Here is a 24,351-nt window from a genome sequence, read left to right as displayed (position 1 = left end):
AATTTGGGACGGGGCTTTTTTAGCTACCCCGTCGGCAATCGGCCAAAAAGCTCGCGGCCTCAGCCGGGGTAGCTAAAAAAGCCCCGTCCCAAATTAGCTACTTTTGTTGGGCTCGGAGAGCGGCAAGACGGGCTCGAGCTTCTTGGATTTCCTCCAAATGACCGATGATCTCGGATGCACTCTCCTCAATCGCCTTACCGTCGGTACGCACCACAAAGCAGCCTAGGCGCTTCATGAGGGCACGGGCTTCCTCAAGCTCGCTGCGCACACTCTCGGGCTCGGCATAGGAGCCGGCGACGGCGCGGGCGTAGTCATCGCCCAAGCGGCTGTCGCGAATCTCAGAAATTACGTCAACGGTCGAAATCAGGCCGAACAGGCGCATCGGGTCGACCTCGTAAATCGACTTCGGCGGCTCCATGCCGTGCGCAAGCGGAACGTTTGCGACCTTGTAACCCTGATAGGCCAAATACATCGACAGCGGCGTTTTGGACGTACGCGACACGCCCAGCAGCACGATATCGGCCCCCGAAAGGTCGTCGCAACCGCGCCCGTCATCGTGCTCAACGAAATACTCCATAGCCTCAATGCGGTGGAAATAGCGGTCATCCGTTTTGTGAATAACGCCCGCAACGCCCTTGGGCGGCACACCGATGAGCGACGACAGCACGGCAAGGGTCGGACCGATCAGGTCGACAGAGCGAATATGCAGCATACCCAGGTAATCGAGCACGCGGGCGCGAAGCGCCGGATCGACGATAGTGTGGAACACGGCGATATCACGATGGTCCGCATCGACGCGCGGGCCCACAAACGACTTGACCTGCTCCACCGAGTTCACTTTGGGCAAGCGCAAGAGACGAAAAGCCCCTTCATCAAATTGCCCGGACGCCGCAAGCACCACCTCACAAGCGGTATCACCGAGCGAGTCGGAGATAACGATAACGGTGGGACGAGCGGTGACCGGGCAATCCATGCGGGGCTCCTTTTGCGCTTATGCGCAGGCTAGTTTACTTTTTGCGGGCAAGCTCACCGATGTTGGCGATGCCAGAGAAAACGGCCTCGAAGCGGTTGAGCAGCTTAAGGCGATTATCGCGGAGCTGCTCGTCCTTGTCCATGACCATAACCTCGTCGAAGAAGCGGTCGATGGGGGCGCGCAGGGCGGCAAGGGCGGCAAATGCGGCCGGGTAATCCTCGGCAGCAAGGGCGCCATCGACAGCGGTCTGAGCAGCCTCGGAGGCATCGGCGAGCGCGAGCTCGGCCTCGCCCATCAGACTGCGGTCGTACTCCATACCCAGCTCGGGCTTGGAGATGTGCGCGGCGCGGGCATAGGCAGTAGCCAGGTTGTCGAAGGTCTCGGCATCGTTCTTACGAGCCTCGTCGAGCGCGGCGCAGCGGGCGAAGAAGACGGACGGAGCGATGATGTGCACCGCGGAGACGGCGGCGACGGTATCCCCCGGAATCTTCTCGTCGCGGGCTATGCTCACCAGACGGCCGTGGAAGAAGTCACGGACCTGCTGGGCGACTTCGGCGGCGTCGAACTCGATGCCCTGCTCGCTATAGAGCTCAAGGGCAAAGTCGATGAGCGTCGTGGGGTCGATCGGCAGACGATCGCGCAGGATGTTGATAATGCCGATAGCGGCGCGACGCAGCGCGTACGGGTCGGAAGAGCCGGTCGGGGGCTCACCGATGGCAAAGATACCGGCAATGGTATCGAGCTTGTCGGCACAGGCCACGATGCAGCCAGCGGTGCCCTCGGGCAGCTCATCGCCGGCAAAGCGGGGACGATAGTGATCGCGAATGGCGTGGGCGACCTCGTCGTTCTCCCCCATCGCAGTTGCGTAATAGCCACCCATCACGCCCTGCTGGCTCGTAAACTCGACGACGGCGTTGGAAACCAGGTCGGCCTTGCACAGGTGCGCGGCGCGAGCGGCATCGGCAGCGAGGTGGGCGCCCAGATGGGCCTCGCGGGCAATAGCGAGCGCGAGCTGCTCAATGCGCTCGGACTTGGCGAGCACGCTGCCGAGCTTCTCCTGGAAGGCAACCTTGGCCAGACGCTCACGGAACTCGTCGAGGGAGATCTTCAGGTCCTCCTCGTAGAAGAACTTGGCATCGTCCAGACGGGCGCGCACGACGCGCTCGTTGCCGTCGATCACACGCTCGGCATTCTCGGGCTTGCTGTTGGAGACGACCACGAACTCACGCGTGAGCTTGCCCTCGCCGTCATAGATCGGGAAGTAGCGCTGGTTGGTGAGCATGGACTCGCAGATGATCTCGTGCGGGACCTTGAGGAACTCCTCGTCGAAGGTACCGACGAGCACCGTCGGCCACTCGCAGAGGTTAATGACCTCCTCGAAGACCTTCTTGGGCGTATCGACATGGCAGCCAGGGCGAGCGGCCTCGACCTCGGCAATACCGGCAAGGATGGCCTCACGACGACGCTCGGCAGAGAGCACGCCGGCGTCCTCGAGCACCTGCTCGTAGACGGCGGGGCTGGCGACAACATGGTCACCGGCGCCCAGCACGCGATGTCCGCGCGTGGTATTGCCGCTCGTCACATCGGCAAACGTCACGGGCACAACGTCCTCGCCCAGAAGGCAGCAGATCCAACGGACCGGACGCACAAACGTAGCGTGCTCGTGGCCCCAGCGCTGGCTACGGTAGTTGGGCCACTGCAGGCCTGCGATCGTTTTCTCGCACAGGGCCGTCAGAATAGGGGTAGCCGGCACGGAGGGAATGTTCTTCTCGGCGAATACGTACTCGCGACCGTCAGTGTCCTCGCGACGGATCAGGTCCTCGGCAGCCACACCGCACTTGCGGGCGAAGCCCTGGGCGGCCTTGGTGGCGTTGCCGTCGGCATCGAAGGCAATGTTTGCCGCAGGGCCGCGCTTGACCTCGTGGACCTCATCGGTCGCGGTGGCGACGTTGGTCACGAGCGCAGCCAGACGACGCGGGCTCGAGATCACGCGGACCTCGCCATGGGCCAGGCCGGCCTCGTCGAGGCCCTTGGCGATCATATCGCCAAGCTGCTTGACGGCATTGTTCAGCGGTGCGGAGGGCATTTCCTCCGTACCGATCTCAAACAGGAAATCCTTAGCGTCTGCCATGGCTTACGCCACCTCGCCTTCCTGGTCGGCATTCTCGTTAACTCCGGCGACCTCGGCCATATAGGCCTCGCAGCACGCCTTGGCGACAGCGCGGACGCGCAGGATGTAGTTGGCGCGCTCGACTGCGGACAGGGCGCCGCGGGCATCGAGCAGGTTGAAGGCATGGCTGCACTTCATGACGCAGTCGTATGCGGGCAGCGGCAGCTTGCGCTCCAGACAGGAGTGGCACTCGGCCTCGTAGTCGTCAAACTTCTGACGCATCATCTCGACGTTAGCGACCTCAAAGTTGTAGGCGCTAAACTCGCGCTCGTTCTCCAGGAACACGTCGCCATAGGTCATGGGCGTGCCGTCGGGCAGATAGCTCCACACCAGGTCGTAGACGGAGTTGACGCCCTGGGCGTACATGGCGATGCGCTCCAGGCCGTAGGTGATCTCGACGGGCACGGGGTCGACCTCGATGCCGCCCACCTGCTGGAAGTACGTAAACTGCGTGACCTCCATGCCGTTGAGCCAGACCTCCCAGCCAAGGCCCCAGGCGCCGAGCGTCGGGCTCTCCCAGTCGTCCTCAACAAAGCGGACGTCATGGTCGTTGGGGTCCAGGCCAATGGCGGCAAGAGACCCCAGGTAAAGCTCCTGGGCGTTGACCGGCGAGGGCTTGATGAGCACCTGGAACTGATAGTAGTGCTGCATGCGGTTGGGGTTCTCGCCGTAGCGACCGTCGGCGGGACGGCGGCAGGGCTGCGCATAGCAGGTGCGCCACTCGGCAGGACCGAGCGAGCGCAGCGTGGTCGCGGTATGGAAGGTACCGGCACCGACCTCGGAGTCATAGGGCTGCATAATGACGCAGCCCTGCTCGCCCCAGTACTGCTGGAGGCGCAGGATGATGTCTTGGAAGGAAAGCGATGAAGCGTTCATGCCTCTAATATCCCCTCGTCGAAACGATTACACGGTTAGGTACTGTACTATAGCGGTTTTTAGTCGATAGCGCCCAGACGGTTGAGCGGCCAGTAACGCACGAGCGCCACGGCGATCAGGTCCGAACGGTCGACCGGACCAAAGTAGCGTGAGTCGGCTGAGTTCTCGCGGTTGTCGCCCATCACCCACACGCACCCGTCAGGGACGATGTAGGGATAGCTCACCTGAGCACCAGGCGCCTGGACCGACAGTGGCCAGCTCATGCCCGTCGTATAGTCCTCGTCGAGCGCTTGGCCGTCAACGACCACCTTGCCGTCCTGCAGGTTGACCGTCTGGCCGGCCGTGGCGATGACCCGCTTGACGAGCACATCGTGCTCAGAGGTGCCATCGGGGTTGTGGAACACCACGATATCGCCTTGTTTGACAGGCTGACCGAGCTCAAGCGTCACCTTTTGCGCCAGGATCTGGTCGCCAATCTCAATCGTGGACTCCATGGAACCGGTGGGAACCACAAAGGGCTCGACCACAAAGGTGCGAATCAAGAAGGTGGCCACGAGCGCGATTGCGATGACCACGACCCACTCAAACGCGCCCTTTAGCATGGAATGCTGCGACGGAACCATTCTCACTCCTCGCTCTGCGAATACGAAGCGTCCAAAATCTCCTGCGCGTACGCACGCTCCTGGGGCGTAAGGCGCGCCGTCTCAATCAGATCGGGACGCCAGCGACAGGTGCGCTCGATGGCATTCTTGCGACGCCAGGCATCGACCTTAGCATGATCGCCGCTCACAAGCACGGGAGGCACGCCCTCGCCGTTAAACTCGGCAGGACGGGTGTACTGCGCGTACTCGAGCAGGCCTCCGTCCTCGGCGGTCGAGAATGATTCGTCAACGTTGCTCATCTCATCTCCCAGAGCACCGGGGATCAGACGCACGACGGCGTCAGCAACGACCATAGCAGGCAGCTCGCCGCCCGTGAGCACATAGTCGCCGATCGACAGACGCTCGTCGGCATAGGCATACGCGCGCTCATCGACACCCTCGTAACGGCTGCACACAAACAACAGGCGCTCGCTTTGGAGCAGGCGCTCGGCTACCTGCTGCGTAAAAGGCTCACCGCAGGGCGTAAAGAACACCACGGTGGGCTTGGGGCCCTCAGAGCTAATGGCCTCGATGGCCTCGGCAATAGGCTCGACCTTCATGAGCATGCCCTGACCGCCGCCGTACGGCTCGTCATCGACGGTACGGTGGCGATCGTGCGTCCAGTCGCGCAGGTTATACGCCTTAAAATCAAAAAGGCCGGCCTTGCGGGCACGGCCCAAAATCGATGTGGACATGACAGGCTCAAACATCTCGGGAAAGACCGAAAGGGTCTCGATCAGCATGTTGTCCTCCCTACTTGTCCATATCGATCAAGCCGTCCATAACGTGGACGGATATTGCTCCCCGATCGGGAAGATCGAGCACAACTTGCTCGATCACGGGAATCAGCACCTCGCCATACCGATCACCCTCGACAACCCAAACGTCGTTGGCGGGCGTCGACATAATCTCAACGATCGTTCCGAGCGACCCAAAGCGCTCGTCAACCACCTCGCGACCCATAAGGTCGGTATAGGCGGCATCAAGTGAATCGAGCTCAAAGTCATCACGGTTCGCCAGAACGAAACAACCCGTGATGCCCTCGGCGGCCGTCAAGTCGTCAATGCCCTCAAACGAAACCAGATCGCCATCGCCCGTATCGGTAACGGATGTAACCGTGCAAAAGCGGTCACGCTTGAGCGCCGGTGGCGTCAGGGCGACACGCATACCCGGCTCCAATACAGAAGGAAGCCCCCGCAGCGGCTGCGCGAGGACCTCCCCCTTCCTTCCGTGCGGCTTAACCACACGGGCGATGTTTTTGTACTGGGACCTCAAGGTCCTAGCCCAGAACCTCTACCTCGACGGAAGTGTCGAGGCGAGCGGCCAGTGCACGGGCAAGCGTGCGAATGGCCTTGATGGTACGGCCGCGACGGCCAATGACCTTAGCTACGTCATCCTCGGCAACCGAAACCTCAATAGTTGAGGCATCGTCGCCATCGATAACTTCCAGGCTCACGGAATCCGGGTCGTCGACGATCTGAACAACGAGATATTCGACGAGATCGGCGATGCGATCTGAGAGCATTGCCTCACCCTCGAGCTGTGCAGCGTCAACCTCAGGCACGATTTACTCCTCGGCGCCCTCAGCGGCCTCAGCGGCCTCAGCGGCAGCCTTAGCGGCCTCGGCCTCTTTGGCGAGCTGCTTCTTGGACTTCTTGACGACGGTCTCGGTCTTCTCGCCCTCGTTGGCGGCCTTGACCAGGGCAGCGACAGCGTCGGTGAGCTGAGCGCCCTTGGACTGCCAGTCAGCAATCTTCTCGAGATCGAGGTTGATGGTCTTGGGGGCGGTCATCGGGTTGTAGCGGCCAACCTCCTCGATGATACGACCGTCACGCGGGGCGCGGGAATCGGCGACGACGACACGGTAGTACGGACGCTTCTTAGCGCCGTGACGAGCAAGGCGAATCTTGACTGCCAAAGGAAACTCCTCCAACCAAGCAGCTTTAGGCTGCAACTACAAACAAACAGTTGAACATAATACGCCATCGACGCGGGCAGGTGAAGTCCGTGAGACCAACTTCTTCGGTGTAGTCGAAGGCAAATCCATATCTTAGACAAGAATTCGCGATTTGCAAGCACATCCACGCACCCCACATGAGCTGCGCGGTATACTCATGCCATGAAAAGATGCGAACATACATACGGTTATGAGGATACTGCGGGCGTCACGCCGCCGCCCTGGACGGGTCCGGCGGTGGGTCTGATGGATCTCGATGCGTTTTTTGCGAGCGTGGAGATGCTCGATCATCCCGAGTGGCGCGGCAAGCCGCTTATCGTAGGCGGAGACGCCGAATCGCGCGGCGTCGTCTCCACCTGCTCATACGAGGCACGCCGCTTTGGCGTGCACTCCGCCATGCCCTCGGCCGAGGCACGCCGCCTCTGTCCGCAGGCCATTTGGACACACGGGCATTTCGATCGCTACCACGAGGTTAGCGCACAGGTAATGAATATTCTTGCCGACGAGACACCACGCGTTGAGCGCGTGTCCATCGACGAGGCCTTTATCGACATCACGCCGGGCCGCTTTGCGCCCGAGGACCCACTGCTCGTCGTACGACGCATCAGCGATCGCGTGGCGGCACTGGGGGTGACCTGCTCCATCGGCGTCGGTTGCAACAAAACGGTGGCCAAGATTGCAAGCGAGCGAGACAAGCCGTTTGGGCTTACGGTCGTACGCCCGGGAACTGAGCAGCGTTTTCTGGCACCGTTACCTGTTTCTGCCATGAGCGGTATCGGGCGCTCGGCCGAGGAGCGGCTGCGCCGCATGCGGATTTACACGCTGGGCGAGCTGTCGCGCGCACCGGAATCCACACTGTCTGCGATTTTTGGCGTTAACGGCGAGCGCATGCGCCAGCGTGCGTTGGGGCTCGAGGTTTCCGAAGTCACGAGCCTCGATGAAGAGCGTGAGGTCAAGTCGGTAAGCAATGAGCGCACCTTTGCGAAAGATTTGACCGAGCGCGGGGACATCGAAGCGGCGATTGCACTATTGGGCGAATCCGTCGGACGTCGCCTGCGCCGCCAGGGACTTACCGGCGCCACGGTGACGCTCAAACTTAAGTACTCGTACGGCAGCGGTCGCTCGGCACAGCGACGACTCCCCCATCCCACCGACGACGAGAACATCTTTGTGGCGGTAGCGATCGAATTGCTCGACAACATCTGGCAGGAAGGAATGCATGTACGCCTTGCCGGCATAGGCATGAGTGACTTCAATCATCAAGGCGGCATACAGACCGACCTGTTTTGCGAAGTCGACGACCGCGGAGCCCAATCCAGCGACCGCCGTGACCTCTCCGTCGCCATCGACGCGGTCCGAGACAAGTTCGGCGACACCGCCCTATCCTTCGGCCGCCAATCACGCTTCTCCTCCCACTAAGTAGTCAATTTGGGACGGGGCTTTTTTAGCTACTTTAGATTGTCAGGGTAGTACGGGGCAGCTAATTTGGGACGGGGCTTTTTTAGCTACCCTTCAGCTGGCAGCGAATCACCCGGGGCCGGAATAAAACTCAACCGATTTGTAGGGTTAGCTAAAATAGCCCCGTCCCAAATTAGCTACCCAACCCATACCTGACGCGGTCGCAACACAGACCTCGTCCAAAATGAGCTATTTTTTGACTTTGACCTTTTGTATGGTGCAGTGTCCAATGCCCGTAAGGCGGACGATCTGTTTAATCGAAAAGCCCTCGCTCTTCAAAGTACGAATGCAGGCATCGCGCGCCCCCTTTGGCAAAGCCTTAAGGTGATGAGGCTCGTACGGCTTAAGAAGAGCCTGCGCAAACTCCAGCGCATCTGTGTCGCTCACATGAGCGCCGTCACGGAAGCAATAGCGATTGGGCTCACCCGAGGTGCTGAAGGCAAAAAATCTCTGAGAGTCACCGAGCAACCCGAGAACGCAATCCGTTTTACAGATACCCGGATATCCCATATACTCGCGAAAGCTGCTCCATCGATACAGCGAAGCGGTCCCAATCCTCGCCTTCGCGGGATTGTCGTGAATGTATCTCACGCAGTTGAGCAGCTGATCATCATCGAGGATCGGCACACTCTTAAATCGATCCTGGAAAACAGGCCCCTTCCTGCCTGTCTTTGAGTTGAAATACATGGCATACGCCGTCGTAATCGAATGCATGCAATCGCTCAGATGAACATGCTCGTCGTCAAGCAGAAGATGAATATGGTTATCCATAAGGCACCACGCGATGACATCCACTTTAAACTTCTGGCATTTCGAAGCAATCAGCCGAATCAGATAGAGCCGATCTTCGTCATCCTCAAATATGAGTTGGTCGGCACATCCCTTTTGGACGACATGGTAAAAACCATATACAGAGATTTCTCGCGCAGTCCGAGTCATACGCATCCCCTCCTCTACAGATGACAATTACGTTACCCGAGCCAGAGTAGAAAAAAACGTACTGGGAGCTATAAATCGCGATGTTCGGCGAACGGTAGGTAGTAGCTAAAAAAGCCCCGTCCCAAATTAGCTACTTTTGGGCAAAAAGAAAGCCGGGCGGCCGCGGAAAAACGCGACTGCCCGGCGAAATACTTGAGGGTAGCTAAAAAAGCCCCGTCCCAAATGAGTTACTAGAGGAGGTCCAGGGAGAGCTGGGGAGCGTCGCCCCAGAGCTTTTCGAGACGGTAGAACTCACGTGCCTCGGGAGTGAAGACGTGGACGACAACCGAACCGTAGTCCATGAGCATCCAGGTCTTCTGCTCGCGGCCCTCAATGGAAAACGGGTGCTCGCCGCAAGCCTCGGCGACTTTCTCCTCAATCTCGTCGACGATGGAATCAACCTGGCGGTTGTTGGTGCCGGTAGCAAGGACAAAGTAGTCGCACACATCGGAAAGCTCAGTCAGGTCGAGCACCTGAACGTCCTCGCCTTTCTTGTCGTAGGCGGCCTGCGCGGCAGCGCGGGCGACATCCTCGGCGGCGACACCGCTGGCGGAGAGCGTCGCGGCGGTGCGGTCGGACGTGGCCACGAAACTCTTGTGCTCCGCACCTTCAAGAATCTGCTCGTCAGTCATGGTCTCATCGGCCATGGAATACCTCTTTCTAGACAGCCCGAACTAGCGCAGCTGGGCGTAATGGTTGTAAATCGTAATAGCCGTGGGATAAAGATAGCGCCCGGACTGGATCACATAGACCAGACCCTGCGCAAAACAGGAGAAGAACAACTCGTCGAGCGAGGACTTCCCCACCATCTTGCGCAGCGCATGGGCATAATCGCCGTGGCGGTTGGGTTCGATGGCATCGGCCACAAAGACCACCATATCGAGTGGCGTCATGTCGCAAGCGCCCACGGTGTGACGGTCGACAGCCTGAAAGACCGCCGGCGACAGCTCGGGAAAAAGCTGCGGAAGCTCATAGGCGGCAACCGGGCCATGCAAAAGCGGCGTCGCGGCAGACGGAGAGCCGGCAATCTTAATGCCATAATGCAGAGCGCGCGTGACCAGCTCGTCGTCGGAGAGCACTTTGTCCCAGTCATGGATCAGGCCGGCGGCGGCGGCATCAAAGCGGTCGACGCCGTATACCTCGGCTAGGTGCAGCGCCGTCTCGGCAACCCCGAGCGAATGCACGTAGCGCTTACGCTTATCCTTCATGCGCACATCGAGCAACTCGTGGATACGCGTCAAGAGCGCGCGCTCGTCGCCCTCAAACTGATCTTCTACCGACAACGTTTCCCCCCGTCAATCAAAATCGTCTTGCCCAAGATCGGCATACAGGCCGCGTTTACGGATATAGCCGAGCACGGACTCGCTCGTAAGATAGCGCACGCTCATGCCGCGGGCAACCCGCTTGCGGATGTTGGTCGAGCTAATCGCTAGCGCCGGAATCTGAATATAGCGCACATCGAATGGCAGCCCCGATTCCTTAATCCTCGTCCGGGCCGTATCGATGTCAAAGCCGGGACGTGTCGCAGCGATAAAGGTTGCCAGTTCGGCAATCTCATCAGCATTGTGCCAGGTCACAATATCGATAATCGCATCGGCACCCGTAATAAAGTAAAGCTTCACCTGTGGCGGGTAAAACTCGCGAAGGGCACGCAGCGTATCGGCTGTATAGGTGACACCGGCACGATCGATCTCGAAGCGGCTTGCCAAAAAGGCCGGGTTCGCGGCAGTCGCGAGGACCGTCATGGCATAACGGTCCTCAGCAGGCGTCACCGGTTTGTCGAGCTTAAAGGCAGGAGAGCCGGCCGGCATAAAAAGCACAGCGTCCAAGTCGAGCGACTCGCGAGCCTGCTCGGCGGTAACCAAGTGCCCGTAATGAATCGGGTCAAAGGTGCCGCCCATAATGCCAAGCCGAAACTCGTGCCCATCCTTGATGGGCAGCTCAGGCAATCCGATTCCACCGCGCAGCGACATGGCCTACTCGCCCTCCGGGGTCTCAATAACGTCGACTTCGGTAGCGCCTTCGGAGCCCTCGGTGACATGAGCCACGTCCGCACCCTCGGCCGCTACGTCAATAACCTCAACGCCTGCATCCTCGAGCTCGTCCTCGAACTCCAAGAAGTCCTCGGCGCCCTCAAAGTCAAAGGCGCGCTGGCAAATGCGAACCTCGTCGCCCGCACGGCAGCCGGCCTTCTCGAGCGCATCGTCGACACCCATGCGCGCAAACTTATGCTGCAGGTAGATGACAGCTTCCTCGTTTTCCCAGTCGGTCTGGATAACCATGCGCTCGATCGCGCGACCAACCACGCGGAAAGCACCCGGCTCTTCCTCAACAATGCGGAAGCGCTTCTCGCGCTGCAGACGGCGACGCTCCCACTCCTCATCGCGCAAATCGACCGGCTCATCGGAAACCGCAAGCTCCGCGCGGAGCTTAGCCACCTGCTCGCCCACGGCAAGCATCAGGGTGTTGAGGCCGGCACCCGTCACGGCGGAAACGGCAAAGAACATATGGCCGTCGTCGAGCGCTGCACGCTTAAGGTCGGCAATCTTGTCAGCCGTGCCCGGCGCATCGCACTTGTTGGCGACGACGATCTGCGGGCGCTCCGAGAGCTCGGCACCATACTGCTCGAGCTCACGGTTAATGATGCGATAGTCCTCAACCGGATCGCGATCCTCAAAACCGCCCGTCATATCGACAACGTGCATAATCAAAGCAGTGCGCTCAATATGGCGCAGGAACTGGTGACCCAAGCCCTTGCCTTCACTCGCACCCTCGATGAGTCCGGGGACGTCGGCAACGACGTAAGAATATTCACCGGCACGCACCATGCCCAGATTGGGCACGAGCGTGGTAAACGGGTAGTCGGCGATCTTGGGACGGGCGGCGCTCATACGCGCGATGAGCGAGGACTTGCCCACCGAGGGAAAGCCCACGAGCGCGGCATCGGCCATAAGTTTCATCTCGAGCTCGATCCAGTGCTCCTCGGCAGGCTCACCCAGCTGGGCAAACGCGGGCGCGCGGCGCACCGACGTCACAAAGTGGGTGTTGCCCAGACCGCCGGCCCCACCGGGCGCCACGACAACGCGCTCGCCATCGTGCACCAGGTCGGCAATCTCGAACATCGGGGTCTGCGTCTCGGGATCGAGTTCACGGACTACGGTGCCCATGGGAACTTTCAAAATCAGGTCCTCGCCGCTCTTGCCATTGCGACGGGCGCCCTGGCCGTGCGTGCCACGCTCGGCACGGAAGTGATGCTTAAAGCGGTAATCGATCAGCGAAGACAGCTGAGCATCGGCCTGGATGACGACATTGCCGCCACGGCCGCCGTCGCCGCCATCGGGGCCGCCCTTGGGAACAAATGCCTCGCGCCTAAACGACATGCATCCGGCTCCGCCGTCGCCGCCGCAAACGTTAATGCGGCTGATATCGGTGAACTGTGACAACAGAATCGCCTCCTACAAAAAAAGAGGGAGACCCTTGAATCCTAAAACTCAAGTGCCTCCCACATATGTGCTCTATGAAGGGTGAATTACGCGTTCGCGAGCGGGCGTACGCTGACCCTGTGCTTGATACCCTTGTGGAACTCAACGGTACCGTCGACCAGCGCGAACAGCGTGTCGTCCTTGCCACGGCCAACGTTCGCACCCGGGTGGATGTGCGTGCCATGCTGACGGACGAGAATCGTGCCCGTGGTTACCGTCTGGCCGGCGAAGCGCTTCGTGCCAAGGCGCTGACCGCGGGAGTCACGGCCATTACGGGAGGAACCGAGTCCTTTTTTGTGTGCCATTGTGTATACCTACTCTTTCGTTACGAGTGTAATCTACTCGGCGACGGGAGCCTCGGCAACAGCCTCAGCCTCTGCCTTGACAGCCTTCTTGGCGCGGGAGGTAGCCTGAACCTTCACGATCTTCAGCTTGGTGAGCTGCTGACGGTGACCCTTCAGACGACGATAGCGCTTACGCTTGTGGAACTTGAAGACCAGCTGCTTCTCGCCCTTGAACTGCTCAACGATCTGAGCGGTAACCTTGGCCTTGGCCAGCTTGTCGGGATCGGTGACGATCTTCTTACCATCGTTGAGGAAGATGACCGGCAGGGTGACCTTGTCGCCCTCATTGCCCTCGATCTTCTCGACGGTGATGACATCGTCGGTGGCGACCTTGTACTGCTTGCCGCCCGTGTTAACGATTGCGTACATGTTTACTTGCCCTTCATGCATCAGTTAGTGCAACAGCCGAATATAGTAGCAGGCGTTAATACCCCCGTCAACGAGTATGTGGAGCAAATCCACAAGTTCGCACAGGTATGGGGCTGACGAGTCGGCCCTCGTCGTCTTCGCATGCCTGATTCTGACGCTCGACATCGTAGGAGCAGATGGTCACGAGGTCTTGCATACCGGTGGAAACAATAGGTGCATCGACGCCCGGGGTCAAGCCCTGCAACAAAACATCAGCAGCAGAAAGCAAAATCTCCGGACGCATGGAGCCCTCGTTGTCGGCATGGGTGTCGAGTATGAGCACCAGATGGTCCGGGCGCTCCCCCGCCTTAAGCTCGTAGCCCACGAGCGTATGGTCCAAGTCCAGGCGCTTGCTCTTTTTGCCGCGCGCATAGTCGATGCCGTGGCCCGCACGCAACGTGTCAATCGCGGCGCGCACCTCATCGGTGCTCACGGGTGACTCAGGGTCCAGGTGCAGGTCGATGCGGTACGACAGGCGCGTGAGCTGGGCCGTGAGCGCCGGCGTATGCACGTCGATGTAGGCGGCCTCGATGGGCGCCAAATCGGCCGGAGATGCCGCGGCCAGGCGCCCAAAGGCCTCGTCGAGCGCGACGAACTCGGTCATAAACAGGTCATACCACTCGCAGGTCGACGACGTGCCCACGGGCAGCGCCGAGGAAAAACCCACGCGCATGTGCGGAGAGAATCCCTGCGTCACGGCATAGGGCAGGCCCGCGCGACGCACGATACGCTCAATGGTATGGATTAGTTCCAAATGGCCCAGGTACTTGAGACGATCGCGCTTGCCGTAGCGAACGCGAAGCCTAAAGAGCGTGGGGTTGTCGGTCAAGCGCTCACTCATGCGCGATCACCCACCAATACGTTCTTGGCGTGGAGCGTGGGGCAGATTCCGCAGCCGGTGCACGACGTGCGGGTGCAGTCGGGCGTCGTGGCACCCTCCAGCGAGCGACGGTACTCGCGCTCGAGGAAGCCGCGCGAGCAGCCGGGGCTCACGTGCTCCCAGGGCAGGTGCCAGTCCAGCTCGTAGGGCAGGTGCACGAGCTCGTTGAGGTCGATGCCGTTTTTGGCCGCGGCCTCCTTCCAGTTATCGAGCGAAAAATGCTCCACCCAGGCGTCAAAACGCGAACCGGCACGCCAGGCATCGATGATGACAGGCGTCATGTCGCGGCCTGCACGAGACAGCGCCGCCTCGATAAGCGAGGTCTCGGCATCGTGGTAGTGCACGCGGACCGCACGGTTGCGAACACTCGTAATGAGGAGCTTCTGGCGGCGTTTGACATCGTCGTAATCGAGCTGCGGGCACCACTGGAAAGGCGTGGCAGCCTTGGGGATAAACACCGACACCGAGATGGACACCGAGATGGAGCCGCGGCGCGCCTTGGGCACCACGGAGCGGCCGAGCTCGAGCACATGGTCGGCCAGGTTGGCGATGGCCACGATATCCTCATCGCGCTCGCCGGGAAGACCCATCATAAAGTAGAGCTTCATGCGGTTCCAGCCGGCCTCGAAGGCCGCCTTGGCCGCGCGGTCCACGTCCTCCTCGGTCACATTCTTGTTGATGATGTCGCGCATACGCTGGCTACCGGCCTCGGGGGCAAACGTCAGGCCACCCTTCTTTTCTCCGGCGACCGACTCGGCCATATCCACGCCAAACGAATCCAGGCGCTGCGAGGGAATGGACACGCGAATGCCCGTATCCTCCAAGCGGCGGTTGAGCCTGCCAAGCACGTCGCGGATGCAGGAGTGGTCGGTGGTCGAAAGCGAGGTAAGCGACACCTCGTCATAGCCGGTCTTCTGCAAACCCTGGATCACCGAGGACACAATCTGGTCTGCCGAACGCTCGCGCACCGGGCGATAGGTCATGCCGGCCTGGCAAAAACGGCAACCGCGAGCGCAGCCGCGCAGGATCTCGATAGACAGGCGATCGTGAACGAGCTGCGCATAGGGCACGCACGACTGCGACAATGGATTGGTAGCGCCAAAGTCCTCGACGACGCGCTTGTAGACCACCGGCGGCACGTCCTTACCCTCACGCGGCACGGTGTAGCCGTGCGGTGAGCAGGGTTCGTCATAGCGCACCTCGTACAGCGACGGCACGTAGGTACCGGAGACGGTCGCGAGCCGCTCGACAATCTGGGCGCGCGGGACGCCCTCGTCACGCAGGCGGCGATGCAACTGGCAGATCTCGAGCAGCGACTCCTCACCCTCGCCAATCAGGATGGCATCGAAGAAGGCCGCATACGGCTCGGGGTTATAAACCGAAGGTCCGCCGGCGACGACGATGGGATCGTCCTCGGTGCGGTCAGCAGCCAGCAGCGGAATGCCGGCGAGGTCGAGCGCCTCGAGAAAGTTTGTCACGGCCATCTCGTGCGGCACATGCATACCGACGATATCAAACGAGGCCACGGGCGCAGCGCCTTCGAGCGACAGCAGCGGGATACCGGCCTCGCGCATGGCATCGCCCATATCGGGCCACGGCACATAACCGCGCTCACAGGAGATGCCCTCGGCCTGGTTAAGGATGTTGTACAGGATGGCGATACCCTGGTTGGGCAGGCCGACCTCGTACACGTCCGGGTAAATCATGCAGCAACGATAGTCGGCATCGGCCTTGGAGAGCGTACCCCACTCGTGGTCGATATAGCGACTCGGCTTTTCGACCTTCGCGAGCAGCGGCTCGATCAAATGAAAACAGTCTTGGTATGGAACGCGCAAAAGAAACCCCTAAGCAGTGAGATCGGATGCATCCTCAAAAGGATTCATGGGACGGGTAGCGCCGGCAACCGTGGTCACCAGGTCGCGGACGCGCGAGAACGTGGCGGCAACCACCTCGTTGGCACGGCTGTAGTCGATATCGCGCTCGTAGAGAGACACGAGCGCACGACCCATGCCATAGGTGCCGAGGGCGGCGGAGAGTGCCTTGACGGCAAAGCCGATATGCGGCGTCTGCTTTACCAGGGCGCGAGTGACGGCGCGCATTACCAAGCCGCCGGCAAGCACGCCCGCGACCTCGTAGCCGCGCTCGGGCTTAATGCCGCGTCCAAAGATGGCCGCAAGCTCAAAGAGCATGCCAACCTGCGCCAGCGCCATAACGGGATAATCGGCCCCCGGCAAAAACACCAGCGCGCCCGTCGCCATATTGGTAAGCGCGCACGAGGTGATGATGCGGTTGGCGGCGGCGATGCGCATAAAGGCAAAGTTCGCCGCAAAGGCCGTCTCCTTTTCCGTACGGTCCAGGATCCAGCGGGCGAGTGTCTCGAGCAGATACGTCTTATCGGTGGCCGCTACCACGCCGAGCATGGGCGTGGACTCCTGGATAAAAGGCACCTCGACAGCGGACTCGGCCAGCACGCACACGGGCGCGCCGGCAATGACGAGCTCCTGTACAGCACTCTCAAGGCGCTCAGATCCGCACGAAAGCACCAGCACCACGTCGGTATCGGTCTTGGGGACGATACGCTCCTCCCCCAGACGCTCAACGCGGACAATACCCGAGGTCGTCTGCGGCACAAAGGCATCGCGCACCGTCTCGACCAAAAAACGCGAGGCGGTCGAATCCAGGTAGACCGAAACGCGCACCGGCGTATCGGAATCCCTCTTGGTGGTCGCGCCCATTTTAAAAGCGCGGGTCAGCTTTTCCACGGGAATCTTCATGGCAAACCCCTCCAGCGGTTACGCGGCGCCCGAACGATGCCGCCATATGGATTGTACGATACCCACCGTCAACAACTGAATCATCATCGACGACGAACCAAAGCTAATGAACGGCAGCGGAATACCGGTAATCGGCATCATGCCAATGCACATGCCGATGTTCTCGAACGTCTGAAATGCCCACATGCCGACAATACCCACGCATGACAAGCGTAGAAACAAAGACTCGCACTTAAAGGCGACGCGGATCGTCGAGAAGATGAGCAGCACGTACAGGCACAGCAACAAAAAGGAACCGCAGAAGCCGAACGTCTCTGACAAAAAGGCGAAGACGAAGTCGGTATGGAACTCGGGCAGGAAGCCGCCGGCCGACTGCGTCGCATGCCCCAGGCCCTTACCAAAGAAACCGCCCGAGCCGACCGCGATCAACGACTGCTGCAGGTTATACGCATCGTCCGAATCGGCGTTGTCGGGGTCGATAAAGACCGTCAGACGATTCATCTGGTACTGCTTAATGAGCACATCGTGGCCGAGCAGCGAATCGAAGACCGAATCGAGCGCCAGGACGAGCGCCACCAAACCCACGAGCAGAGCCAAAGTCGACAGCACCCATTCGCGGCGCGCACCGCTCATGCAGATGACGATGGCGCCCGACACCAGCACGACCAGACCCGAGCCCAAATCGCCCATGGCGACGACGGCCAAAAACGGAACGGACAGCATGCCGCAGAGCTTAATGTAGTCGCGAGCGGTATCGATGCGCCCGTTGTACTGCGAGCCAAGCGTGGCCATAAAGAAGATGGTGATGAGCTTGGCAAGCTCAACGGGCTGGAATGTTAAACCGATACCGGGAATCTTGATCCAACCCGTCATTCCCAAGCCGCCCGTATAGGACAGGCCCGGAATCTTAGGCGAGAAGATCACGATGAGATCGATGACGAGCAGGGCCGTCGAAAAGTTGGAAATGCCGCGCAGGTCGGTGCGCCAGACGAGCACCGCCAGCACCGCGCCAATACCGATACCCAGCAGGTGACGCGAGAACGAGGCATCGGCTTTAAACTGCGAGGCGGACCAGATAATAATGGCGCCATAGGTGACGAGCGCCACAGTCGCCAACAGCACGCCGACGTGCACCTTTTGGCGAAACGTTCCGCGCGATGCGGAAATCTGCTTGTTGACGCGGTCCAGGCTGCTGCGAGAGCCGGTTTTGGTTGAGCGGAACAGGTCCGCCGGCGAAAAGTCCATCGCAACCTCCTATCGAACCGAGGAATCGCCCGTGGCCGTCGACGTGTCGGGCTCGTCATAAATCGCACCGAGGACATCGCGCACAACGTGCAGCGCGGTATCGGAGCCGCCACCGCCCTGTTCCAAGACAGTGGCGATCACGTACTTGGGGTCATCGGCCGGCGCGTAGGCGCAAAACCACGCGTAATCGTCCTCGCCGCTCTTCTCGCCCGTGCCGGACTTGCCGTAGACCGTAGGGGTCAGGGAGTTAAAGTGCGCGGCGGTCGAAGTCGACGCCGAGTAAATCACATCGTGCATGCCGTTGCGGACCAGCGCAAGATCGGCATCGTTGTTAATTTGAGCCTCAAGGCGCTTCTTTTTGCCCTTGCCGTTGTACTTGTAGGCATCGCCGTCGCCATCACGCGAGACAGCAGACAAGAACACATGCGGCACATACTGTTTGCCGCCGTTGGCAATACCCATGTAGGCGCAGGCCATCTGCAGCGGTGTCACCAGAATGTCGCCCTGACCGATGGCGATGTTGGTCATATCGCCGGCATTCCACTTGCGGTCCTCGGCCGAGGCGTCGGTAAAGTACGACTCTTTCCACTCTGCATCGGGAATGCGGCCCGCACCCTCACTCGGCAGGTCGATGCCGCAGGTCTTGCCCAGGCCCCAACGGCGAAAGACCTCTTGCAGGCCTTCGGGATGCTGGTCGTTGTAGAAAAAGGCCTTGCCCATATCGTAGAACACGGGGTCGCAGGAGTTGGCGATACCGGACTGCAGCGTCATCGTGCCGTGGCCGGAGTGCAGCCAGCAGTACTTTCCCCAAGATTTGCCCAAGCCGGTCCAATATCCCGTGCAGTTGGTCGTTTGACTCGAAGTGTACGTGCCAAATTCGAGGCCAGCCAACGCCGAGAGGGGCTTGATGGTCGAGGCGGACATGTACTGGCCGCTAATGGCGCGGTTGAGCAGCGGATGCGAGCCCTCGTCATCGTTAAGCTCGGTCCACACGTCATTGGAAACGCCGCCGATAAAGACAGAAGGATCAAACTTGGGTTCGCTTGCCATGCCCAAGATCTCGCCGTTGTTGGGGTCGAGGCACACCACGGCTCCGTTGCCGGCATTGCTATGGCCCGTAGTCTTGGCAAGCTCAATGGCATTCGCCAGAGCCGTCTCGCAGGCCTGTTGAATCTTAAGATCGAGCGTAAGCTTAATGTCAGAACCGGCCTTGGCGGGAACGGCGCCGGCTTGACCGGTAACGTTACCCGAGGCGTCAACTTTCACGGTCTGCTCACCGCGAATGCCCTGCAGCAGATTTTCGTAGTAAATCTCTACGCCCGCCTGACCCACAATATCGCCCGATTGATACGAGATCTGGCCAGCCGCGCTTTCGTTGCCGTCCGACGACTTCTTGTTCTGCGCCTCGAGCTGCTCGGAGGTAATGGTGCCGGTATAGCCCAAAATATGGCAGGCGGTCTCGCCATACGGGTACTGGCGCTCGGTGCGCTCGGCGATCTTCACGCCGGGAAACTCACCGGCGTGCTCCTGAATGTAGGCGACGGTAGAGCGACGCACGTCAGTCGCGATCGTATGCAGGCTCTGCGCGCCCTCGGAATTGTCCTGGATGTTGCGCAGCACCGCGACATACGGCATGCCGAGCACGTTGGCAAGATGACGCACCAGCACCTTGTCGTCGGCAAGATCGCGATAGGCGACGACGGCGAGCGAGGGGCGGTTTTGCACCAGTGCGACGCCGTTGCGGTCCAAGATGCGGCCACGGACGGCCGGCGTGGTAACGGTACGGGTCTGATTGCTCTTGGCCTGCTTGTCGTAGTAGTCCGACGAGACCATCTGCATGCCCCACAGCTTAACGGCAAGCGCGGCAAACATGGCACCCACGCCCGTGGTGAGGATGGAAAAACGGCCCTTGAAGGCCGTGGCGGCCGTATTGCCCTCGCCCTCGGTGGCGCGCGGGGCCGTTCCGTGCTGTGTGTCGTAGGTAAAGCGGGAGTCGCCGCGGCGCATGATGACCAGCGCGACCACAATGGCCACGACCAGCGCGATACCGGCGACAACAACCGTCAACTGGGAAGACATCTTGAGGCCTCCCCTATTTGAGCTTACGGGTCTTGGGCTTAAAGCGCATGCCCGTCTGACGCCCACCGCGCGCGGAGAACCCATAGCCAGACTGCGGAGCGGCGCCGGACATCAAAAACGGAATGGCAATCAAGCCCGTCAGGATCGAGGACGGCAGAGCGTGCCCAAAGATGGCCACCACAAAGCTCGTCTCCAGACCCATAAACAGCAAGATGATGCTGTAGACCACGTTGATGGCAAGCGCAAAGGCGCCCACGGTAACGCCGCGCGCGCCCGGCGAGCCGCCCGTCTGACCAGCCGCGCTGTGCACCAAAGCAAAACTGCCCACGGTCAGCAGCAGCGACATAACGCCCACCGGCACGGCGGCGGAAAGGTCGTAAAACAGACCGCTGCAAAAGCCGCACACGACGGCACGCGCAGGGTCGCCCGAAAACACAGCCAGGCACACCAAAATAATCATAAAGTTGACGCGGCCGCCCGCGATGGAGATTTGCGGTGCCAGTCCCGCCTGCAGCAGCACGCAGACGATAGCGGCGATTGCAAAGGCGCGGGAGCCAGTCCCCTGCTCGTGTAGATCCATGGACATGCCTCCCTATTCGCTCGATCCAGAATCGGACGCTTCGGCCGTGTCGGAATCATCATCCGATTTCTCGTCCTTAGACTGAGTCGCGGCATCGCGCGACGTGCCCTGCGGGGCACTATTGGCCGAGCTCACGTCATCGTCCGAAGCCGACTGCTCGTCGGTGAGCGAGGTGATGACGAGCACTTCCTCGTTATTTTCGGCCGTGGTCTGCGCACGTACCACAATGGTGTAGTACACGTCGTTTGCGGATTTTTCCACCGAAGACACGGTGCCGAGCGGCAGTCCCTTGGGGAACACGCCACCGATGCCCGAGGTCACGATGATATCGCCAACCTTAACATCGGAGTCGACGCTCACGTACTCAAGACGCAGCGTGCCATCGGGCTGGCCCTGTAGCATGCCTTGTGCGCGCGTGTCCTGCACCATAGCGGACACACCAGAGTTCTCGTCGCCAATCAGGCGCACGGTCGATGTCTTGGCCGAAACCTCGATAATCTGGCCGATGACGCCGGCCGAGCTCGTCACGGGCATGTTGATGGTAAGCCCGTCGGCAGAACCCTTATCGATGGTGACGGTCGACGTCCAGGCGTCACCCGAGGCTCCGACAATACGAGCCGCAGTGGACTTGAGGTTATAGGTCGACTGCAGGCCCACAAGACCCTCAAGGCGCTCAGCGGTCTTTTGGGCCTCGGAAAGCTCCGCGACCTTGGAAGTGAGAACCTCGTTTTGCTTTTTAAGGTCGTCGAGCGACTCCTGCGAAGCGGTGAGGTTGGAGAAAACGTTGCCGATGGCATTGAATGGCGCCGCCACCGCCGAGCCAACAAAACGCACCGGAGAGGTGATTGTCGTGACGCCCGAACGCACGGCATGTATCGGCCCGGCCTCGCCCTCTCGAATGTAAAACGTGAGCAGCAACACAGAAATCAGGCTGAAAACAATCAACGGGCGCATACCCGTTGATTGTCGTTTGGTATTCAGATTTGAAGAGAAACCCGAAGATCGTGCCAAATGGAATCCACCTTTTGGAAATTAAGCATTGGTCTGGACGAAACCGCCGTCAAACGCGTTGGCCTCGAGCACGCGGGCACAACCGTTTACGACGTTGTCGAGCGCCGTGGGGCTCACGTTGACCGAAACGCCTGTCTCATCGCGCAAGCGGACGTCGAGGCCGCGCAGCAGCGCACCGCCGCCGGTCAACAGAATGCCGTAGTACATAAGGTCCGAGGCAAGATCGGGCGGCGTGGCGTCGAGTGCGTCCTTGACGGCCTTGGCCATCTCGTCGAGCGGCTTATTGAGCGCACGACGAATCTCCTCGCTCTCGATGCGCACGGTCTTGGGCAGGCCCGTGATCACGTCGCGGCCATTGACCTCGACGTCGAGCTCGTCCTTGAGCGGCACGGCAGAGCCGACCTTAATCTTAATGTCCTCGGCCGTACGCTCGCCGATGGCCAAATTGTAGGCATCGCGAACATGTGTGAGGATAGCCTGATCGAACTCGTCGCCGGCAATGCGGATGGACTGCGACACGACGATACCGCCCATGGCGATAACGGCAACCTCGGTGGTGCCGCCACCGATATCGATGACCATGGAGCCGGTCGGCTCCTCGACAGGCAAGTCAGCACCGATAGCCGCGGCCATAGGCTCCTCGATCAGATAGGCCTGGCGGGCACCTGCCTGAATCGTAGCCTCGAACACGGCGCGCTTCTCGACCGACGTGACACCGGAGGGAACGCATACGACGACGCGCGGACGAGGGGTCCACGGATAGCGCTTCTCGGAAGCCTTATCGATAAAGTAGCGAAGCATGGCCTCGGTGACATCGAAGTCGGCGATGACGCCATCCTTAAGAGGACGCACGGCCACAATGTTGCCGGGCGTACGGCCAAGCATACGCTTAGCCTCGATACCGACTGCAAGGATGCGCTCGTCGTTTTTGTCGATGGCGACGACGGAAGGCTCGCGAATGACGATGCCCTTGCCGCGCACGGAGACAAGCGTATTGGCGGTGCCGAGGTCGATGGCTAGATCGCCCGCATAGCTACCGAAGAACATGTCCATCAAAGAAAACAACGCAACTCCTGATGTGTTGGATGATTGCTGGAAAACTACTAGCCCATCATACTAGCGCAAGCCCGGCACCTCACTTGCGGTGAAGCACCGGGCAGCGCCAAATCTCATAAGGTCACTACTGGTTGTCAGCGGCCGAGAAATCAATGTCGAGCGAAGATACCGCCCAGCCGATATGGTTATCGGAGCGCACGAATTTGACGGTATATTCCTGCTCGCCGCCCTTGGACAGGGAAGCCTTCACCTTCGCGGTGGTCTCGGTCATGGACTGATCCATGCCCTCGATGGAGACGGTGGCGCCCTGCGGGATCGAGGAGATAATCATCGCCTTGGCGTCCTCGGACAAGCTGGAGGCCAGGCAGGACTCGGCCTTGGCGGTATCACCGTCGCCGGCAGCCTGGAACAGATCGGTGATGACGGACTCCTGCGAGGGGATACCCATGCCGCGCGTGTAGGCAAAGCCCAAACCGCCCGCGGCAAGAACAATCAGCAGAAGCAAAACCAAGAAGACCTTGAGGCCCGTATGGCGATGGCGACGACGGACCTTGGCCTGCTTGCGGTCCTGACGATCCTGCTGGACCATCTCGGACTCGGACAGCGTAAAGAAGCCCGTGTCGGACGGATCGGGCATAAACTGGCCAGTGGCACCCGTGGGATCGAGCGAATCGACAGCAGTCGTATCCATGGCGGGCGCCGGGGCCGTGGCCATGGCGGTCTGGGCCGAAAGCGCGGCAAGTGAATCGTGCACGCGGGCAAGCTCATCGGCCTGCTCGGGTGTGAGCTGATAGATGCCGTCGGCGGTGGCGGCATTAAAGGCATCGAGCGCCTCGGAAGGACGACCCGCGGCAGAAAGCGCCTCGCCCATACCCGCGTTAAGCGCACGCGTGTCATCGCGCGGACCGGCAAAGTCGATGGCCGTGCGATAGGTCTCCACGGCGTCCGCCGGTCGGCCAAGTTTGATGAAGCAGCGGCCGAGTTCGCCAAGGGCGGCCGCGGGGGCTGGATTGGCGCCATCGATGGCGGCCTGGCGGAAGGCAGTGCCTGCATTGGCGAAATCGCCCGACTGGAACAGCGCGTTGCCAAGACCCAGATAGGCCTTAAACGGCGTGGCATAGGAAGCATCCTGCGTTGCGGCGGAGAACGCCTGGGCTGCGGTCACATAGTCACCCACGGCAGCGAGCGCCTTGCCGCGGTTGGTGAGCAGCGCGCCGCGCTTTCCATAGGTGCCGTCGTTGAGAGCAGCCGCGTACGCCTCGGCAGCCTCGGCATACATACCCAGGTGCATCAGAGCGTTGCCACGCAGATGGTCGGCCTCGCCCATGATCTCGCTGGGGGTCTTTGCCGCACCGAGCATCTGAGCGGCTGCAGAAAAGTCGCCCGCACGATAAGCGGCTCGACCCTGTTGAATCAGCTGGCTATTCAAGGAAGTCCCC

General features: G+C 60.5%; 25 protein-coding genes. 1 reads left to right on the top strand and 24 read right to left on the bottom strand.

Annotated features, from left to right (window positions below):
• Window positions 1-97 precede the first annotated feature (97 nt).
• Genes ACTQ1S_RS02245 through rpsP form a run of 8 tightly spaced genes read right to left on the bottom strand, consistent with a single transcriptional unit; the run spans window position 98 to window position 6,578 of the window.
• A complete protein-coding gene (locus ACTQ1S_RS02245) occupies window positions 98-973 on the bottom strand; it encodes a pyruvate, water dikinase regulatory protein (protein WP_441546968.1) in 876 nt (291 codons plus the stop codon).
• A gap of 34 nt (window positions 974-1,007) precedes the next feature.
• Window positions 1,008-3,104 carry a glycine--tRNA ligase subunit beta gene (glyS, locus tag ACTQ1S_RS02240; protein ID WP_441546967.1) on the bottom strand — a complete coding sequence of 699 codons (2,097 nt, stop codon included), beginning with the start codon at window positions 3,102-3,104 and terminating at the stop codon, window positions 1,008-1,010.
• A 3-nt stretch (window positions 3,105-3,107) separates the two neighbouring features.
• The gene (locus ACTQ1S_RS02235) at window positions 3,108-4,019 is read right to left on the bottom strand and encodes a glycine--tRNA ligase subunit alpha (RefSeq protein ID WP_006236091.1); all 912 of its coding nucleotides are present in this window, start codon (window positions 4,017-4,019) and stop codon (window positions 3,108-3,110) included.
• Between the two features lie 59 nt (window positions 4,020-4,078).
• The gene (gene lepB, locus ACTQ1S_RS02230) at window positions 4,079-4,642 is read right to left on the bottom strand and encodes a signal peptidase I (protein ID WP_441546966.1); all 564 of its coding nucleotides are present in this window, start codon (window positions 4,640-4,642) and stop codon (window positions 4,079-4,081) included.
• A 2-nt stretch (window positions 4,643-4,644) separates the two neighbouring features.
• On the bottom strand, window positions 4,645-5,403 hold the full coding sequence (trmD, locus tag ACTQ1S_RS02225) for a tRNA (guanosine(37)-N1)-methyltransferase TrmD (RefSeq protein ID WP_441546965.1): 759 nt from the start codon (window positions 5,401-5,403) through the stop codon (window positions 4,645-4,647).
• Window positions 5,404-5,413: 10 nt separating this feature from the next.
• A complete protein-coding gene (rimM, locus tag ACTQ1S_RS02220) occupies window positions 5,414-5,905 on the bottom strand; it encodes a ribosome maturation factor RimM (RefSeq protein WP_427717603.1) in 492 nt (163 codons plus the stop codon).
• A 34-nt stretch (window positions 5,906-5,939) separates the two neighbouring features.
• The gene (locus ACTQ1S_RS02215; protein ID WP_154516529.1) at window positions 5,940-6,185 is read right to left on the bottom strand and encodes a KH domain-containing protein; all 246 of its coding nucleotides are present in this window, start codon (window positions 6,183-6,185) and stop codon (window positions 5,940-5,942) included.
• A 42-nt stretch (window positions 6,186-6,227) separates the two neighbouring features.
• Window positions 6,228-6,578, bottom strand: coding sequence for a 30S ribosomal protein S16 (gene rpsP / locus ACTQ1S_RS02210; RefSeq protein WP_427717582.1), 351 nt, complete (start codon window positions 6,576-6,578; stop codon window positions 6,228-6,230).
• Window positions 6,579-6,779: 201 nt separating this feature from the next.
• On the opposite strand from rpsP, the gene dinB reads away from it, so the two are divergent.
• Window positions 6,780-8,036, top strand: a complete 1,257-nt coding sequence (gene dinB / locus ACTQ1S_RS02205) for a DNA polymerase IV (protein WP_427717584.1) — start codon at window positions 6,780-6,782, stop codon at window positions 8,034-8,036.
• A gap of 228 nt (window positions 8,037-8,264) precedes the next feature.
• Here dinB and ACTQ1S_RS02200 read toward each other — a convergent pair whose 3' ends face one another.
• The 16 genes from ACTQ1S_RS02200 to ACTQ1S_RS02125 all read right to left on the bottom strand — a co-directional run bounded on the left by ACTQ1S_RS02200 (window position 8,265) and on the right by ACTQ1S_RS02125 (window position 24,341).
• Window positions 8,265-9,014: a transposase gene (locus ACTQ1S_RS02200; protein WP_195838550.1), complete on the bottom strand. Its 750-nt coding sequence runs from the start codon at window positions 9,012-9,014 to the stop codon at window positions 8,265-8,267.
• Window positions 9,015-9,244: 230 nt separating this feature from the next.
• Entirely contained in the window at window positions 9,245-9,700 is a 456-nt protein-coding gene (gene rsfS / locus ACTQ1S_RS02195) for a ribosome silencing factor (protein ID WP_427726898.1), read from the bottom strand.
• A 27-nt stretch (window positions 9,701-9,727) separates the two neighbouring features.
• Window positions 9,728-10,261: a bis(5'-nucleosyl)-tetraphosphatase (symmetrical) YqeK gene (yqeK, locus tag ACTQ1S_RS02190; RefSeq protein WP_427718844.1), complete on the bottom strand. Its 534-nt coding sequence runs from the start codon at window positions 10,259-10,261 to the stop codon at window positions 9,728-9,730.
• Window positions 10,262-10,348: 87 nt separating this feature from the next.
• On the bottom strand, window positions 10,349-11,026 hold the full coding sequence (nadD, locus tag ACTQ1S_RS02185) for a nicotinate-nucleotide adenylyltransferase (protein WP_441056612.1): 678 nt from the start codon (window positions 11,024-11,026) through the stop codon (window positions 10,349-10,351).
• Window positions 11,027-11,029: 3 nt separating this feature from the next.
• On the bottom strand, window positions 11,030-12,496 hold the full coding sequence (gene obgE / locus ACTQ1S_RS02180) for a GTPase ObgE (protein WP_441067782.1): 1,467 nt from the start codon (window positions 12,494-12,496) through the stop codon (window positions 11,030-11,032).
• A gap of 86 nt (window positions 12,497-12,582) precedes the next feature.
• Entirely contained in the window at window positions 12,583-12,840 is a 258-nt protein-coding gene (rpmA, locus tag ACTQ1S_RS02175; protein WP_154516202.1) for a 50S ribosomal protein L27, read from the bottom strand.
• Window positions 12,841-12,873: 33 nt separating this feature from the next.
• Complete coding sequence (rplU, locus tag ACTQ1S_RS02170) at window positions 12,874-13,248, bottom strand: 50S ribosomal protein L21 (RefSeq protein WP_035138585.1); 375 nt, start codon at window positions 13,246-13,248, stop codon at window positions 12,874-12,876.
• Between the two features lie 67 nt (window positions 13,249-13,315).
• A complete protein-coding gene (locus ACTQ1S_RS02165; protein WP_441546964.1) occupies window positions 13,316-14,128 on the bottom strand; it encodes a TIGR03936 family radical SAM-associated protein in 813 nt (270 codons plus the stop codon).
• Window positions 14,125-16,002, bottom strand: coding sequence for a TIGR03960 family B12-binding radical SAM protein (locus ACTQ1S_RS02160; RefSeq protein WP_441546963.1), 1,878 nt, complete (start codon window positions 16,000-16,002; stop codon window positions 14,125-14,127). The genes ACTQ1S_RS02165 and ACTQ1S_RS02160 overlap by 4 nt, the downstream gene beginning before the upstream one ends.
• Before the next feature lie 9 nt (window positions 16,003-16,011).
• Window positions 16,012-16,941: a YcjF family protein gene (locus tag ACTQ1S_RS02155; RefSeq protein WP_441546962.1), complete on the bottom strand. Its 930-nt coding sequence runs from the start codon at window positions 16,939-16,941 to the stop codon at window positions 16,012-16,014.
• Window positions 16,942-16,959: 18 nt separating this feature from the next.
• The gene (locus ACTQ1S_RS02150; RefSeq protein ID WP_154516190.1) at window positions 16,960-18,186 is read right to left on the bottom strand and encodes an FtsW/RodA/SpoVE family cell cycle protein; all 1,227 of its coding nucleotides are present in this window, start codon (window positions 18,184-18,186) and stop codon (window positions 16,960-16,962) included.
• 9 nt (window positions 18,187-18,195) lie between these two features.
• A complete protein-coding gene (gene mrdA / locus ACTQ1S_RS02145; protein WP_154516187.1) occupies window positions 18,196-20,265 on the bottom strand; it encodes a penicillin-binding protein 2 in 2,070 nt (689 codons plus the stop codon).
• 13 nt (window positions 20,266-20,278) lie between these two features.
• Complete coding sequence (locus ACTQ1S_RS02140) at window positions 20,279-20,845, bottom strand: hypothetical protein (protein WP_441546961.1); 567 nt, start codon at window positions 20,843-20,845, stop codon at window positions 20,279-20,281.
• Window positions 20,846-20,857: 12 nt separating this feature from the next.
• Window positions 20,858-21,799 carry a rod shape-determining protein MreC gene (mreC, locus tag ACTQ1S_RS02135; RefSeq protein WP_427794828.1) on the bottom strand — a complete coding sequence of 314 codons (942 nt, stop codon included), beginning with the start codon at window positions 21,797-21,799 and terminating at the stop codon, window positions 20,858-20,860.
• 78 nt (window positions 21,800-21,877) lie between these two features.
• Window positions 21,878-22,909 (bottom strand): rod shape-determining protein, encoded by a 1,032-nt coding sequence (locus tag ACTQ1S_RS02130; protein WP_006236061.1) that lies wholly within the window; start codon window positions 22,907-22,909, stop codon window positions 21,878-21,880.
• Window positions 22,910-23,036: 127 nt separating this feature from the next.
• On the bottom strand, window positions 23,037-24,341 hold the full coding sequence (locus ACTQ1S_RS02125) for a tetratricopeptide repeat protein (protein ID WP_427726917.1): 1,305 nt from the start codon (window positions 24,339-24,341) through the stop codon (window positions 23,037-23,039).
• Window positions 24,342-24,351 lie beyond the last annotated feature (10 nt).

Source organism: Collinsella sp. LCP21S3_D3 (genome assembly GCF_052118305.1).
In the GTDB taxonomy this organism is placed as follows: domain Bacteria; phylum Actinomycetota; class Coriobacteriia; order Coriobacteriales; family Coriobacteriaceae; genus Collinsella.
This window is presented reverse-complemented; position numbering and strand designations above follow the sequence as displayed.